At 68.0% G+C, this 15,905-nt stretch carries 9 protein-coding genes; 1 reads left to right on the forward strand and 8 read right to left on the reverse strand.

Going from position 1 to position 15,905, the window contains the following annotated elements; genetic code table 11:
- Nucleotides 1-116 precede the first annotated feature (116 nt).
- The 8 genes from AB0D34_RS37940 to AB0D34_RS37975 form a co-directional block, all read right to left on the reverse strand.
- Nucleotides 117-3,041 (reverse strand): discoidin domain-containing protein, encoded by a 2,925-nt coding sequence (locus tag AB0D34_RS37940; protein ID WP_362670393.1) that lies wholly within the window; start codon nt 3,039-3,041, stop codon nt 117-119.
- Between the two features lie 27 nt (nt 3,042-3,068).
- Complete coding sequence (locus AB0D34_RS37945) at nt 3,069-4,529, reverse strand: glycoside hydrolase family 32 protein (RefSeq protein WP_362670395.1); 1,461 nt, start codon at nt 4,527-4,529, stop codon at nt 3,069-3,071.
- Between the two features lie 67 nt (nt 4,530-4,596).
- Nucleotides 4,597-6,897, reverse strand: a complete 2,301-nt coding sequence (locus AB0D34_RS37950; protein WP_362670562.1) for a glycoside hydrolase family 3 N-terminal domain-containing protein — start codon at nt 6,895-6,897, stop codon at nt 4,597-4,599.
- Between the two features lie 61 nt (nt 6,898-6,958).
- Nucleotides 6,959-7,846: a carbohydrate ABC transporter permease gene (locus tag AB0D34_RS37955; RefSeq protein ID WP_362670397.1), complete on the reverse strand. Its 888-nt coding sequence runs from the start codon at nt 7,844-7,846 to the stop codon at nt 6,959-6,961.
- Between the two features lie 4 nt (nt 7,847-7,850).
- On the reverse strand, nt 7,851-8,825 hold the full coding sequence (locus AB0D34_RS37960; RefSeq protein WP_362670399.1) for a sugar ABC transporter permease: 975 nt from the start codon (nt 8,823-8,825) through the stop codon (nt 7,851-7,853).
- A 53-nt stretch (nt 8,826-8,878) separates the two neighbouring features.
- A complete protein-coding gene (locus AB0D34_RS37965) occupies nt 8,879-10,177 on the reverse strand; it encodes an extracellular solute-binding protein (protein ID WP_362670402.1) in 1,299 nt (432 codons plus the stop codon).
- A gap of 482 nt (nt 10,178-10,659) precedes the next feature.
- Nucleotides 10,660-11,667: a LacI family DNA-binding transcriptional regulator gene (locus AB0D34_RS37970; protein ID WP_362670405.1), complete on the reverse strand. Its 1,008-nt coding sequence runs from the start codon at nt 11,665-11,667 to the stop codon at nt 10,660-10,662.
- Nucleotides 11,668-11,855: 188 nt separating this feature from the next.
- Nucleotides 11,856-12,896 carry a LacI family DNA-binding transcriptional regulator gene (locus tag AB0D34_RS37975; RefSeq protein WP_362670407.1) on the reverse strand — a complete coding sequence of 347 codons (1,041 nt, stop codon included), beginning with the start codon at nt 12,894-12,896 and terminating at the stop codon, nt 11,856-11,858.
- Between the two features lie 292 nt (nt 12,897-13,188).
- Between AB0D34_RS37975 and AB0D34_RS37980 the strand changes: the two genes are divergently transcribed.
- Nucleotides 13,189-15,738 (forward strand): GH32 C-terminal domain-containing protein, encoded by a 2,550-nt coding sequence (locus tag AB0D34_RS37980; RefSeq protein WP_362670409.1) that lies wholly within the window; start codon nt 13,189-13,191, stop codon nt 15,736-15,738.
- The last annotated feature ends 167 nt before the right edge of the window (nt 15,739-15,905 follow it).

Here is a 15,905-nt window from a genome sequence, read left to right on the forward strand (position 1 = left end):
CCGAGGCGCGCCCATTGCGAGAACAAGGGGGTCAGGGATCCCCGCTTTCGCTGGCCGGAGGCACTTTCTAGACCTCGGAGGCAAGGTGAATAGTTACCCCGCCTGAAAGCCCGGGGTCAGCTATAGACGGTCAATTCTGCGATTGACCACCAGTTACTCGCGACATTGCCGGTGTTGACGACCTTGATGTAGCGGGCTGTCTGAGTCGGGAAGGAAATCAGCTCGACTCGCTGACCTTCGTCTATGGAGGAAACCTTGGTCCAGTCGGTGCCGTTCGAGGAGACGTACACGTCTGCGCTTCGCGCATAGTCGCCGATATTGCTGCCGGAATCCAGCAGAATCTTGCCGAACGTCTGCGTCTGCCCCATGTCGATCTGGATCCAGAGACCGTCGTACTGGCCCCTTCCGGAGCTGTACCGGGTGCCGGAATCGCCGTCCAGCATGTTCGCGGGACGGTCGTTGTACGGGCTTGTGTCGGAGGTCGTGGCGGTCCAGCCCGTGCGCGACAGCGCGGGCCCCAGGTCTATGACGTCGAACGAAGCTGAACCCGCGTCCGCTCCGCCGGCGCCGTTCACCGAGACCTTGTAAGTGCCCACTGCAGGACCGCTCGGCACGTACGCGCTGATGCTCGTGTCCGACCAGCTGTCGATTTCGGCGAAGAGCTTCCCGAAACGCACCGTACCCAGCCCCTGCGCGTCACCGAAGTGAGAACCGCTGATCGTGAACTTGGCACGCGGTATGCCTTGCTTCGGCTCCAGGCTTCCGAACACCGGTGCGGGGAAGCTGGACAGCTTCTGCGTGGTGAACATCGCCGAGGTCCCGCTCGGCAGCGTGTAGGTGTACGAGCCGTCGGCGGACACCGGGAAGCTCCGGCTGCCGGCGGTGCCGTTGAACACCGCGGTGACCTGCTCCCCTTCCGGACTGGTCCAGGTCTTCAGCTGAAGGTCCTTGGGCACCGCTGTCGGGGCTGCGATCGAACCGGTGCCGCTCGAGGATCCGTATACGTTGATTTCGGCGATGCTCCACCAGAAACCGGATGCCGCGACACAGACGATGCGAATGTACCGTGCCGTCTGAGCCGGCAAGGTGACGGCGATCTTCCCTATGTTCCCGCTGCCGTTCGCGACCGCGCTGCCCCAATCGGCCCCGTCGTCGGAGACGTATATCTGGTACTTGGTGACGTAGTCGAAGGAGTTGCTTTCTCCGGTGGCGAAGACGATCTTGTTGAAGCTCGTCGGGCTCCCCAGATCGACCTGGAACCAGGCGCCGCTGGTCGTCCCTTGGCCGAGATTCCACCGGCTGTTGATGTCGCCGTCGATCGCGTTCGAGGCCGCACCCCAGTCTGGGCTCGACGAGGCGGTAGCGGTCCACTTGCCACGGCTCAGTGACGTTCCGGGCGTCTTGATGGACGCTCCCATCGGCAGGGAGTACGTGAGCACCTTGCTTCCGGTGCGGACGGCATTCTGGTAGGGCAGGAGTGCCGGGTCGTACGTGACCGTCATCGGCCCCGCCGACGACGTGAACGTGAAGTCATGGGCCGGGTCGAAGACATTGGTCGCCGCGGGCGTCCCGCTGCTGCGCACGCCCGTGTAGGTGAACGTGACGGCGTCGCCGGCGTTCAGGGTGTAGTCGAAGGACTGCTTCCCGTCCGCCACGCTGAAGTTCTTCGCGGCGCTACCGGAGTTGTACGCGATCACGACCTTCGAGTCGTCCGGGTTCAGGAATGCGACGCTCTCGATGCTTCCTTCCCCGAAGGTGTTCGAGTAGATGCGATGCGCTCCGGGCTTCACGAACCGGCTGGCGTGAGCGAGTGCGTAGTAGTCCACGTTGTAGGACACCTGCCCGCTGTCCGGATCGACCGTGACCAGTCCCCGGCACATGGGGATGCCGTTGGTGTCGCTGTTGAGGGGCCCCAGCTTGGGATCGAGCGCGGTGTTCCAGAGCATCACGCCGTTCGCCCAGTTGCGCATGCCCTTGATGATCCACGTGCCGAGTGCGTCGTTGAACGCTGTCTCGTCGTCACCCTGCCAGACGCCTCCGCTGGCTTCCGTGATGTAGGTTTCCTTGCCCGGATAGTCGTTGTGGACCAGGGTCTGGTACGTCGGGTTGCCGCTGTAGATGTGCCATCCGGTGCCGGCCGTGTACTGGGAGGCGGCGGGGTCGCTGAAGATCGTCTCGGGGTACGAGGGCACATCCCAGTTGTGGTCCCAGGCCAGGATCTTCGTGGAGATGCGGTTGGCCGCGAACGCCTGGCCGATCTCCTGGATCAACGCGGATTCCTGGTATGCGGACAGGAACATGCCGGGCCAGCTGGGCGTGCCCATGGGCTCGTTCTGCGGCGTGATGTAGGAGATGGGCACACCCGCCTTGTCGTAAGCCTTGATGAACTTCACGAAGTAGTCGGCCAGCGTGGAAGCGTTCTCGCTCTTGAGGGTGCCGCCGATCATGGAGTCCGATGTCTTCATCCAGCCTGGCGGGCTCCATGGGTTGGCCAGGATCTTGGCGGACGGGTTCTGTGCGAGAGCCTGCCGCAGGACCGGAATGATGTACTTCTCGTCGTGCTGGACCGAGAAGTTGGACAGCATCGGGTCCGTCTGTCCCGCCGGCATGTCGTCGTAGGAGTAGTTGCCGGACGCGTTGAAGTCCGTGGCGCCCATGGGCGTACGGATCAGGCTGAGGCCGATGCCCTTCGAGGGGTCGTACAGCTTCTGCATCAGCTTCGCTCGGTCAGCGGTGGACAGCTTGTTGATGAGCCATGCGGAGGAGTCGGTCATGGCCGCCCCGAAGCCCTGGATCTTCTGGTATTTGACGCTGTCGTCGACCTTGATCGTGAGCGGGTTGCTGCTGTTCTTCGTCCGGAACAGCACATCACTCTGGCCGACGACCCACTTCTTGGCCGATATGTCGGTCAGCCAGACCTGCACGGCAGAATTACGCGACGAGGTGGCGGCGCCAGCGTTGCCGGAAACCTGGGTCCAGGCGGCGGCGACGCCGATGGCGGTGGTGAGGAACTGACGTCGTCCAAAACCGTGCGAGCTCATTGAGGATCCTCCTTCAGACCTGTTGGTTCAGTACTGCTCTGCGGCGCCGACGGTCGGCGTCTTGATCACCAGCGGGTGCAACTCCCACGCGTCGACCGCGTAGCGAAGGCGCGTGCCCGGTGCGGTGCGGGCCTGAAGTCGCCACGGGCCCTGCCCTGTCGGGTAGAGCCGCAGCGTGAGGACCTGGCCGGTAGAGGTCAGGAAGACCTCGGCGATGGAGTGGTCGACGACCACGCGGAGGTCGACCGGCTGTCCGGTGGGGCAGGGCATCCGGTAGGCGCCGCCGTGGGCCCGCGTGTCCAAGGAGGCGTGGTAGCGGTCGACGACCAGTTCGCCCGCGTCCGGATCGAGGCGGATGTCGAGGTACTCGGATCCGTCCGGGGTGGTGAGCAGCCGCAGGCCGGCGGTCCCGGTCGGCTCCAGACGGGCCGTCAGGTCGAAGGCCCGTCCCACGCTGCCCAGTTCCACCGGCTCCGGGCCATGGGTCGCACCCTCGGCCTGCACGGTGCGCTCACCGCGTAGCGCGAGCAGCTCGGTGGCGGGCCGCTGACGCAGGGTGCCGTCGCCGCCGACATGGATCTCGCGGGGCACGGTGAGGACGCCGGCCCATCCGCCGGCGACGGCCCAGGCTTGGTCGCGGGCTTCCCAGGACCAGCCCCACAGCAGCCATCTGCCGCCGGGGGCACGCAGCAGGGCAGGTGCGTAGCAGTCCGGGCCGTGGTCCGCCCACACCGGTGCGCCTGCCTTGAAGTGGCCGTCGTGCTCTTCGCCGATCAGAGCTGCGACGCGCATCGGGCCAGTGGGTTCGGTCCAGGTACTGAAGATGAGGGCTGCCTGTCCGCCGGCTGCCGGGAGGTACTGGGGGCATTCCCAGCCATCGCCGGTGAGCTCTTCGGTGCCGCCGATGGGCTCCGGATGGCGGGCCACGAAGGGCCCTTGGTAGGCCCAGGTCTCCAGATCGGGTGAGTCGTACAGGAGGGTGGCGGCGCGGCCGTCGGCGAGAGCGGCGCCGACCAGCATCCGCCAGCCGTCGCCGTCCCGCCATACGTACGGGTCGCGGTACATGGTGCAGCCCTCGGGCAGCTCGGGGATGAGCAGTTCGCCTCGCGGGCGGAAGGTCGTGCCGCCGTCGTGGGAGACGGCGCAGGTGACCGGCTGGTGCTGGGGCGAGCGCGCCACGAGGTGCGCGGAGTAGAAGGCGATGAGCCGGTCGCCGTCGGAGACGGCGTTGCCGGAGAAGCAGCCGTCGCCGTCCACGCCGCCGGGCGTGGGGGACAGGGCGATCGGCAGCGGCTCCCAGCTCAGCAGGTCGATACTGCGGAAGTGGCCCCAGTGCATGTTCGCGTGTGTCGCGCCGTGCGGGTTGTACTGGTAGGAGACGTGGTAGTAGCCGTCGTGGAAGGCCAGCCCGTTGGGGTCGTTGAGCCAGTTGCGGGGCGGGCGCAGATGCGCGACGGGGTAGTGCGGATCGAGGGGTGGAGTGGACACACGCGTGCCTTTCGGTATGTCAGGCAGGGCCCGCCGGCTGCCCCTGGGGGCAGCCGGGCGCCGGCCCTCAGGCCCGGATGCGGAATCCCGCGCTGAGCTGTTGCTCTCGTCGTGAGCTGGGGCCGACGCGGAGCATGAACTCGCCTGGTTCGACCACGCGACGGTTGTCGGCGGTGACGAGTGAGCAGTGTCCGGCAGGGACGCTGATGCCGACGGCGAGGGTTTCCCCGGGCGGGACTTCGGCCTGGGTGAACGCCTTCAGCTCCTGCTCGGCCCAAGTGACGCTGGTGGTCAGGTCACTGACGTATGCCTGGACCGTCTCCAGGGCCGGGCGGCTTCCGCTGTTGGTGAGGCACACCGTGGCGTGGACGGTGCCGTCGGCGGAGACCTCGTCCTCGTGCACGGTGAGGTCGGAGTAGGTGACGGCGGTGTAGTTCAGGCCCTCGCCGAACGCGAACAGGGGGTCCTGGGTGAGGTCCGCGTAGCGGTCCCCGTGCTGGCCCCGCACCTGGTTGTAGTAGACCGGCTGCTGCCCGACGTGGCGTGCGAAGGAGACCGGGAGCCGGCCGCTGGGTTCGGTGAGTCCGAGAAGGAGTTCGGCGACGGCACGGCCGCCGCGCATGCCCGGGTTGAACGCCTCGATGAGCGCTGCCGCGTTCAGTGCCGAGTCGGGGAGGGTGCTCGGCTTGGACTGCAGCAGTACGACGATCATGGGCGTGCCGGTGGCGGCGACCGCGTCCAGCAGCGCGATCTGGCCTCCCTGGAGGTCGAGGGTGGCCGTGGAGCGCACCTCGCCCGTGAGGGCAATGGTGTCTCCCACGACCACGACGGCGTAGTCTGCGGCCTCGGCGGCGGCGGTGGCCTCCCGAAGCTGTGCCTCATCGACCGGGGCGGGGAGGAACACGGGCGGCTGCGGCTGGCCGTCGGGCCCGGCGACCCACTGGTCGGGGTCGAAGGCGGGGCTTTCGATGTCGGCTCCGCGGGCGTGTGTGACGGTCCAGTCGGCGGGGACGACGGCGCGCAAGCCGTCCAGCACCGTCTCCACCAACTCGCGTGGATGTCCTTCGGGCATCCACGGCACCTGGCCGGTGGCACCCGCCCAGTCGCCGAGCATGGCCTCCGGGCTGTCGGCGTTGGGGCCGATGACCGCGATGGTGCGTGGCGTGTCCCGGCCTCGGGCGCGGCCGCTTTCGTCCGCGGTCAGCCCGCCTTCGAGGGGCAGGATCCCCTCGTTGCGCAGCAGTACGAGGGAACGTCGGGCGGTCTCCAGGTTGAGGTCGGCGTGTTCGCGGCAGCCGATCACCTGCGCCTGCCGCTCGGGGTCGGGGGCACGGGGGTCCTCGAAGAGCCCGAGTTCGAACTTCAGCCGCAGCACCCGCCGTACCGCGTCGTCGATCTGCTTCTCCTCGATCAGGCCGCGGGCGACCGCCTCCTGGGCGCCCTCGAAGAACGCCGGCGTGGCCATGATCAGGTCGTTCCCGGAGTTGACCGCGACCGCCGCCGCTTCGGCGTAGTCGGCGCAGGTCCGCTGGTCGTAGACCATCCGGCCGACGTTGTCCCAGTCGGTCACCAGTGTGCCGGTGAAGCCCCATTCACCCTTGAGCACGTCGTTGATCAGCCACTCGTTGGCGGTGATGGGCACCCCGTCGATCGACTGGTAGCCCAGCATGAAGGCGCGGCAGCCGGCCTGGGCGGCCCGTTCGAACGGGGGGAGGAACCACGAGCGCAGCTTGCGCGGGCTGAGATCCGCCTCGCTGGCGTCGCGTCCGCCCAGGGTCTCGGAGTAGCCCGCGAAGTGCTTGGCGTACGCCAGCACGGCGGTCGGGTCGCCGAGGCCCTCACCCTGGTAGCCGCGCACCATCGCGGCCCCCAACTCGCCTATCAGGTACGGATCTTCGCCGAACGTCTCGTTGATCCGGCCCCAGCGCAGGTCCCGGGCGATGCACAGCACCGGGGAGAACGTCCCGTGGATCCCGGTCGTCGAGATCTCGATCGCGGACGTACGGGCGACCCGGTGGATCAGAGAGGGATCCCAGGTGCAGGCCATGCCGAGCTGTGTGGGGAAGATGGTCGCGCCCGGCCAGAACGAGTGGCCGTGGATGCAGTCGTCGGCGGTCAGCAGCGGAATGCCGAGCCGTGTCCGCTGGGCCCGTTCCATGGCCTCCGGCATGCGCTCGGGCATCACATGCAGGACCGACCCGGCCAGCTTGGCCGACACGATGTCCTCGAGGTCCCCGTGCTGGGCGTCGAGCATCAGCAACTGCCCGACCTTCTCCGCCAGGGTCATCCGGGACAGCAGGTCCTCGGTTCTCGCTGTCACCGAGGCGCGCGGATCCAGGTACACGGCAGCGCGGACCGGCTGTCCCACTGTGGTCTCCAAGTCATGAGTCATTGCAGGTCAGAGAGTTGATGAGGGCGAGCGACGGAGGTCACTTCAGGCCGGTGGTGGCGATACCGGCCACGAACTGGCGCTGGAAGCGAAGGAAGACGAGCATCACCGGCAGCAGGACGACCACGGCGCCGGCGAGCAGGATGCCGTAGCGCGTGAAGGACTGGCCGCTGCTGGCCAGGGCGAGGCCGACGGGGAGGGTGTACTGGTCCTGGTTCTGGGCCACGACCAGCGGCCACAGGAAACTGTTCCAGGACCCGAGGAAGGTGATGATCCCCAGGGTGGCCAGGGCCGGCCTGGTCAGCGGCAGGATGATCCTCCAGAAGACGGCCAGTTCACGGCAGCCGTCGACCCGGGCGGCGTCGATGAGTTCGTCGGGCAGGGTGGAGATGAACTGCCGCATCAGGAACACCCCGAACGGGCCGGCCAGGAACGGCAGGATCAGCCCGAGCAGCGAGCCGGTCAGCTTCATGTTGGCCACCAGCACGTACAGCGGTACGAAGGTGACCAGGCCGGGGACCATGAGGGTGCCGATGACCAGGCCGAACACGACGCGCCGACCACGGAAGTCCAGCTTGGCCAGGGCGTAGCCGAGCATCGAGCAGAAGAGCAGGTTGCCCGCGGTGATGACCAGGGCCACGATCACGGAGTTCGCGAACATGCTCGTGAAGTCGAGGCTGCGGAACAACTGGCTGTAGTTGGCGGTCGTGGGTGAGGTGGGGATGAGAACGGGCGGTACTTTGCGGATGTCGGCCTCGGGCTTGAAGGAGCCGGACAGCATCCACAAGAACGGCGCGATCATCAGCAGGAGGCAGCCGGTGAGCGGCAGATACAGCCAGGGCTGACCCCAGTTCTGCCGGACGCGGCGGCGCCGCAGGGTCCGGTCCGTGTCCGCGTGTCCGGTGCCAGGGTGCGTGAGGGTGCTCATGGGATCAGTCCTTGTCTCGCAGTACCCGGAACTGCAGAACAGTCAGCGCGACGATGAGGACGAAGACGACGTAGCCGGCGGCCGACGCCATGTCGTAGTTGCCGTTGCCGAACTGGTTGTAGGCGTACAACGTGGCCGACAGGGTCGAGTCCAGCGGCCCGCCGCCGGTCATCACGAACGGCTCGTCGAAGAACTGCAGATAGCCGATGCCGGTGGTGACGGCGGTGAGCAGCAGGGCGGGGCGCAGGAGCGGGAAGGTGACCCGCCAGAACCGCTGCCAGGCCCCTGCACCGTCGAGTTCGGCTGCTTCCATCAGGGACTGGGGTACGGACTGCAGCCCGGCCAGCATGATGATCATGACGGTGCCGAGGTTGCGCCACACCGCCATCACGATCATGACGGGAAGCGCGAACCGGGTGTCCGCCAGCCAGGCCGGGCCGTCGATCCCGAACCAGGCCAGGACGGTGTTCACCAGCCCCGCGCGCGGGTCCAGGAGCGTTTTCCAGATCACGGCGACGGCCACGACGCTGGTGATCACCGGCAGGTAGAACCCGACCCGGAAGACGGCCCGGAAGCGGCGGATACCGCGGTCGAGGGCGACCGCTGCCGCGAGCCCCGCGGCCAGGGTCAGGGGCAGGCCGACCAGGACGAACACGCCGGTGTTGCGCAGCGCGTGCACGAACTGCTCGTCCTCGAAGAGCCGTACGTAGTTGTCGAAGCCGGTGAACGACACGTTCAGCGGAGTACGCAGGTCGGCGCTCTGGGTGTCGGTCATGCTCATCAGCAGCGACCAGACCACCGGCAACACCATGAAGGCCGCGAACAGAGCGAGGAAGGGCGCGCCGAGGATCCAGGCGGCCCGGGCCTGCGCGCGTGCCGTGCGGCGGGGCGCGGAGTGCCGGCGGCCGGCACCCCCGTCCGGCCGCCCGGTGCTCAGCTCATGGACGTCGCCCCGCCCGGGGAGCGTTTTCGTGGACATGGATGTCATCCGTCCCTAAGAAGGCTGTCAGAGGGCTGCTCACGCGCCGGCGCTCAGCGGCCGGTGCCGACGCTGGTGGCCTTGGACTGCAGGTTTTTCTGCACCTGGGCGACGGTGGCCTTGCCGAGGGACAGCTTCTCCAGTTCGGAGTCGATGGCGTCGGCGACCTGCTGCCAGGTGGTGATGGCGGGCGGCGCCTTGCTGACCTTCAACTGCTCCTGGAACGCCATCTTCGTCTCGTCCTCGGTCAGCTTCCCCTCCGACCAGGCGGCGGGTGACGGGGGCAGGACGCCGGTGGCCTTGCTGTAGGCGGCGAGGTTGGCCGGCTCGGTGAGGAACTGGGCGAACTTCCATGCCGCCTTGGAGTTCTTGGCCTCCTTGAACACCGCCAGGTCGCTGCCGCCGGCGAACCCGGCGGGCTGCTTGCTGTACGGCACCGGCATGGTCTTCCACTTGCCGTCCAGCTGCGGGGAGTCGTTGTGGAAGGCGCCGCCGGCCCAGGCGGCCTCCTGGTAGGTGGCGATCACCCCGTCCTGGAAGCCCTGGACGTTGTCCTCCTTGTCGGTCGGTGCCAGGCCCTGCTTGGGGACGGTTGCGTAGTACTCCAGCGCCTTGGCGACCTCCGGCGTGTCGAAGGTGAACTTCTTGGTCGTGGCGTCGTAGATGTCACCGCCCTGCTGCCAGACCATCGGCACCCAGAAGATCCAGGAGTTGAAGCCGAGCACCAGCCCGCTGGCATAGCGCAGCTTGGGGTTCTGCTTGCCGGCGGTGGCCTGGATGGCCTCGAGGTCCTTGAGGTATCCCTCCCGGTCGCCGGCCAGGGGGCCCTTGATGCCGGCCTTCTCGGTGATGTCGGTCCGGTAGTAGACCGCCGAGGTGTCTGCGATGAACGGGACACCGTAGGAGGTGTTCTTGTACTTGGTGGTGTCCCACTGGCCGGGGTAGAAGTCCGCCGACTTGAACGTCGTCGGGGTGGCCTGGAAGGCGTTCATCGCGGCCATCTCGGCCATCCAGGTGGAGCCGACCACGGACATGTCCGGTGTGTTGCCGCCGGCTATGGCGGTGGTCAGCTTGTCGTGCGCGGAGGCCCAGGGCACCGGGGTGATCTGGACCTTGACGTCGGGGTTCTGCTGCTCGAACTTCTTGGCCAGGCTCAGCAGGGCCGGGTCGGTGTCGCCCATGGACCACATGACGACCTTGCCGGTTGCCTTGCCGCTGCCGATCTTCGCGGGTGCGTCCTTGCCGGGCCCGGAGTCGGCACTGCGGCCGCAGCCGGTGGCCACCAGGGCTGCGGTGATGGTGATGCACAGGGCCTGGGCGGTTCTGACGGTGTGACGAGTAGAAGTACGCATTGGGCGGCTCCTTGCCGTTGAGCGAAAAAGGGGCGCGGGGGGCGGCGAAGAGGTGCAAGCGGGCAGGCACCCGGATGGGCCGGCCCAAGAGGTGAGTTCGTCTGCAGCGGCATCGGCTGTCAGCCGCGGGTCGCTGCTGGAACGTCCGACCCGGAGCGGGCAGCGTCCGGGCGGGGTGTGCCCGGCGTACCGTTCGTGTGCCGGATCAGGAAGGCACCGAGGGAAACTGCACCTCGGCGGTGACGCGTGAACACGGTTCCGCGCGGCGGGTGATGAAGTCGGCCGACAGGCGAACAGGCCGGTCGGGGCCGCTGCGTGGAGCGGCTTCAGGTAGAGCCGGCCGACTTACCAGCCTGCCCGAGAGCCGGGAGGTCAGTTCATTGGGCGGATGGGGTCCGTCCCCGCCTGCGGGGCTGGGCAGGAGCGGCGGAGACGGACAGTTGGTGAGACGCCGACGCCTTACACATCTGGGTGACGCAGCGTCAGTTCAGGCCCGGCTGTAACGTCGAGCCCCGGATCACGAGGCTGGTGGGGACGATGCACGAGGGGGCGGCCTTCGGCGATCCGCGCACGTGGTCCAGCAGCAGCCGCGCCGCCGCCTCACCCATCTCCCGCATCGGCTGGCGGATGGTCGTCAGTGCCGGGTAGGTGTACGACGCCATCTCAAGGTCGTCGAAGCCCACCACGGCGACATCCTGCGGAACCCACAGACCGGCCTCGTGCAGTGCGGCCAGCACGCCGGCCGCCGAGGGATCGTTGTGCGCGAAGACCGAGTCGAACTCCACGCCGTCCGCGCGAGCGCGCGCCACCGCGCTACGGCAGCGTTCGAAGTCGAAGTCGCCGAGGATGATGCTGTGTTGGTCGATCTCGATCCCGGCTTCGGCGTAGACATCGACGAAGCCGTCCAGCCGTTCCCGGGTACAGCCGAACGCCTCGGGACCGGTCACCACCAGGGGACGACGGCGCCCGATCTCCAGCAGGTGCCGCGCCGCCTGGGCACCCCCCTCTCGATTGGTGGTGGCCACGTAGGGGAATCCCGGCCGCTGGAAGCGATCGTCGATCAGCACGACCGGCAGCCCCGCTTCGTGCAGCTCCGTGATGTACCCCATGGCACCTTCGGGCTCTATCACCAGCAGACCGTCGAACGACTTGGCGGCGACCTGCAGGCCGAGCCTGCGCAGTGATTCCTCACCGCGGTTCCAGGTCAGCATGCGCAGCCCGAAGCCCTCGGCCTCCAGCGTTTCGACGACCGCCTGCACGATGCCGGCCCAGGCCCAGGCCATGTCGGGGACCAGCATGCCGATCATCTGTGTGGTGCCGCGTGCGAGCCCGACTGCTCCGGCGCTCGGCACATAGCCCAGCTCCGATATCGCCTTGCGGACCTTCAGGACGGTGTTCTCGTTGATCTCGCCTTTGCCGTTCAGCACTCGCGAGACCGTCGTCTTGCTGACGCCGGCCCGTGAGGCCACGTCGGCGATGGTGACTCCCATGCCACCTCCTCTCACTCCACGCAGAGGCGGAAGACGTCCTCCCGCACCGAAGGGCCGATCGTACAGAGATCGGCGGAACCGGTACCGGCAGCGGTTCCGGAACCGGTTTCGGTACCGGTTCCGGCAGTGAAGCACCGAGAAGCCCGACCCGTCAACACACCGGAAACAACTCGTTCACGGGGAAGTCGTCAGCGCCCGGGAGCGGGGAGTTCGCCGGAGCCGCGGGCGAGGTAGCGGGTGGGCAGCACCCGGTGACGGGCGGGCCCGCCCTCGCCGTCGAGCCGGTCGAACAGGAGGTTCGCGGCCTCCCGGCCGATGGCGGAGTGATCCTGGGCGATCACCGAGATGCCCGGTTCGAGCAGGTCGGCGAGGGGAAGGTCGTCGAAGCCGACCAGCGCGACGCGGCGCTGCAGCTGACGCTCCTGCAGGGCCATGCGGGCCCCGATGGTCAGGAGGTTCTGGCCGGAGACGAGTGCCGTGGGCGCATGGGCGAGCGCCAGGAGTTGGCGGGTGGCCTCCTGGGCTGCGTCCGCGCCGTGCAGGCCGCGCTTGACGAGAGAAGGGTGCAGGACGCATCCCACCGCGGCGAGCCCCTCCACGAACCCGGCGTAGCGCTCTTCGGCGGTCCAGATCGAGCGGAGATCCCCGAGGAAGGCGATGCGCCGGTGGCCCGCCTCGTGCAGCCTCTTCACCGCAGCCCGCACGGCCGCCCGGTTGTCCACCGTCACGGTGTCCACCTGCGGCGCTGTGGTCCGGCGGTCCGTACAGACGACGGGTGTGCCGGCGCGGCGGGCCGCATCGAGGTCGGAGCCGTCCTGCCCGGTGGGCACCACGATGAGGCCGTCGACCCGGCGGGCGGTGAAGGTCGTCAGCAGGCTGCGTTCCCGGATCGGGTCCTCGTCGGTGGACCCGGCAAGGAGCAGCATGCCGCGCTCGGCGGCAGCGTCCTCCACCGCGCGGTGCAGCGCGGCAGAGAAGGGGTTGGCCGCGTCCTCCAGGACCAGGCCGAGGGTGTGTGTGCGGCGGTCGGCCCGGCGCAGGCTGCTGGCCGTCAGATCCTGGCGGTAGCCGAGCTGCTCGGCGGCGCGCGTCACCCGTTTCGCCAGGTCAGGGGTGACGGGCTTGCCGTTGATGACCCGCGAGACGGTGGCGATGCCGACCCCGGCCATGGTCGCGACGTCGCGTATGGTCGCCGCTCGCCGACCTGTGTCGTTCTGCTCGCTGGACAACGTTTTCTCCTGGGGATCAATGGCACCGTGCAGCCGCCCTCATCCTCGCATTCAGGAGTTTTCCCGCACAGGGTCTGGACTTCGGCGACATGTTGCCCGTACGTTCTGCGAAACGTTTCCAGCGCTTGCCTGGAGCTGCCGGTGCCGTGCTGCTCCCACAGCCGGGCTCGCCCGTGGCCTTGGACGAGGCCACGGCGCAACCGCCGCCCGCACCTGACACGCGTCAAGCGTCACTCGTCACGCGTAAGTCCCCTACGGCTGAGCCGAAGCCCGCCCGCCTGCAAGGAGCGCCATGTCCAGAACCCTTCGTCCGCGCCGCAGACTCCTGGCCGCACTGGCCGTCCTGTCCGGGCTCGGCCTGGTCGCCGCCTCCCCCGCCATGGCCGACACGCTCTACCACGAGCAGTACCGCCCCCAGTTCCACTTCACCCCGGCCCAGAACTGGATGAACGACCCCAACGGCCTCATCTACTACAAGGGCAAGTACCACCTGTTCTTCCAGTACAACCCGTCCGGCAACACGTGGGGCAACATGTCCTGGGGCCACGCGGTCAGCACCGACCTGGTGCACTGGAAGCAGCTCCCGGTGGCCATCCCCCAGGACGACCAGGAGATGATCTTTTCCGGCAGCGTGGTGCTGGACAGGAACAACACCACCGGCTTCGGGACGAAGAAGAACCCTCCGCTCGTCGCCGTCTACACCAGCGCGCAGAAAGCCTCCGGCAAGCAGCAGCAGGCCCTGGCCTACAGCACCGACGGCGGCACCACCTGGACCAAGTACGACGACAACCCGGTGCTCGACATCGGCTCGAACAACTTCCGTGACCCCAAGGTCTTCTGGTACGCCCCCACGCAGCGCTGGCTGATGACGGTCTCTCTCGCCGAACAGCACAAGATCGCCTTCTACAGCTCGGCCGACCTCAAGCACTGGACCCACCAGAGCGACTTCGGCCCGGCCGGCGCCACCGGCGGGGTGTGGGAGTGCCCGGACCTGTTCCCGCTCCCGGTCGACGGCGATCCGAAGAAGGCCAAGTGGGTACTGGCCGTCAACCTCAACCCCGGCGGCATAGCGGGCGGTTCCGGCGCCCAGTACTTCGTCGGCGACTTCAACGGCAAGAAGTTCACCTCCGACGACGACGGCAGCTACACCCCGCCGAGCGGCACCGTGCTGCAGGACTTCGAGTCCGGCTCGTTCGGCGACTGGAAGGCCGCTGGTGACGCCTTCGGCAGCGCGCCGGCGACCGGGGCGGTGGACTGGCAGTCACAGGTCACCGGCATCGAGGGCAAGGCGTTCGCCAACAGCTTCCACGGCGCCGACGCCTCCACCGGCACCCTGACCTCGCCCGAGTTCACCGTGACCAGCGACTACATCAACTTCAAGGTCGGCGGCGGCAACCACCCGTACCAGCCCGGTACCGTCATGGGCGATCAACCGGCACCCCTCGGTGAAACCCTCGCCGACTTCGAGGGCAGCAGCTACACCAGCCCCATCGGCGACTGGACCACCACCGGCGATGCCTTCGGCACCGGACCGGCCCAGGGCGCCATCGGAGACCAGCAGCAGGTCTCCGGCTACCTCGGCAACGGCCTGGCCAACAGCTTCCTGGGCGGCGACGCCAGCACCGGCACCCTCACCTCCCCGACGTTCACGATCGACAAGAAGTACCTGGACTTCCTCATCGGCGGCGGCTACCACCCCGCAAGCTCCGACGCCCCCACCGCGGTCGAGCTCATCGTGGACGGCAAGGTCGTGCGCTCCGCCAGCGGATCCAACGGCGAAGCCCTGAACTGGTCTTCGTGGGACCTGTCCGACCTGCAGGGCAAGCAGGCCCAGATCAAGGTCGTGGACGACAACACGGGCGGCTGGGGTCACCTCAACCTCGACCAGGTCGTCCTCTCCGACACCCAGGCGAAGCCGCCCTCCATCGAGACCGGCGTCAACCTGCTCGTCGACGGCAAGGTCGTGCAGAATGCCACCGGCGCCGACTCCGAGAACCTCGACTGGGCCTCCTTCAACACCATCGCCTACAAGGGCAAGAAGGTCCAGATCCAGATCGTGGACGCCAACTCCGGCGGCTGGGGACACGTCCTCGCCGACCAGTTCACCGCCGCCGACAAGCCCGCCCTGAACACCACCCAGCGCGCTCACTGGCTCGACTACGGCGCGGACTTCTACGCCGCCAACACGTGGAACGACGCCCCCGGCGGCCGCCGCGTCATGATCGCCTGGATGAACAACTGGAACTACGGGCAGGCCATCCCCACCAGCCCGTGGCGCAGCGCCGACTCCTTCCCCCGAGAGCTCTCCCTGAAGACCGTGAACGGCAAGGTCCAGCTGATCCAGCAGCCGATCCGCGAACTGACCACCCTGCGCAGCGCCGGCACCAAGGTGCCCAGAACGCGCGTCACGAACACCACCACCCCGCTCGCGGTGCACGGCAGCAGCCAGGAACTCCAGGCCGACCTCACCGCCGGCACCGCCGACCGCTTCGGCCTGGACGTCCGCACCGGCGCCGGACAGCGCACCCGCATCGGCTACGACACCGCCACCGGCGAGGTCTACATCGACCGCAGCGCCTCCGGCGCCACTGACTTCGACCCCACCTTCTCCGGCGTCCAGCGCGCCCCCCTCGACCTGCACGGTGGTGGGCTGAGCCTGCACGTCCTCGTCGACGCCTCCTCCGTCGAGGTCTACGCCCAGAACACCCGCGGCGAACAGGTGATCCTCACCGACCAGGTCTTCCCGGACGCCTCCAGCACCGGCGTCGACGCCTTCGCCGAAGGCGGCAGCGCCACCCTCGACCACATGCAGGCGTGGCAGCTGAGGTCCATCTGGCCGTGACATGGCTCAGGTCCGTGCGCCGGACGGCCAGGAGCGGCTTCCGGAGCACGGATACAGGCGAGCGGAGCAGCTGGTGGTGCGGCGTGAAAGCGATCCCCGCGGGCCAATGTCTTGAGTCACCCTCTGCGCGGTTTGGCCGTGGTGTCCCATCCTGACCTGCGGCAGAC

It is taken from the genome of Streptomyces sp. NPDC048420 (assembly GCF_040651535.1).
GTDB lineage: Bacteria > Actinomycetota > Actinomycetes > Streptomycetales > Streptomycetaceae > Streptomyces.

Bases quoted from the DNA above. Each gene is read 5' to 3' on its own strand.
- AB0D34_RS37955 (WP_362670397.1), bottom strand. From the start codon at position 7,846: ATGAGCACCCTCACGCACCCTGGCACCGGACACGCGGACACGGACCGG.
- AB0D34_RS37960 (WP_362670399.1), bottom strand. From the start codon at position 8,825: ATGTCCACGAAAACGCTCCCCGGGCGGGGCGACGTCCATGAGCTGAGC.
- AB0D34_RS37970 (WP_362670405.1), bottom strand. From the start codon at position 11,667: ATGGGAGTCACCATCGCCGACGTGGCCTCACGGGCCGGCGTCAGCAAG.
- AB0D34_RS37965 (WP_362670402.1), bottom strand. From the start codon at position 10,177: ATGCGTACTTCTACTCGTCACACCGTCAGAACCGCCCAGGCCCTGTGC.
- AB0D34_RS37980 (WP_362670409.1), top strand. From the start codon at position 13,189: ATGTCCAGAACCCTTCGTCCGCGCCGCAGACTCCTGGCCGCACTGGCC.
- AB0D34_RS37940 (WP_362670393.1), bottom strand. From the start codon at position 3,041: ATGAGCTCGCACGGTTTTGGACGACGTCAGTTCCTCACCACCGCCATC.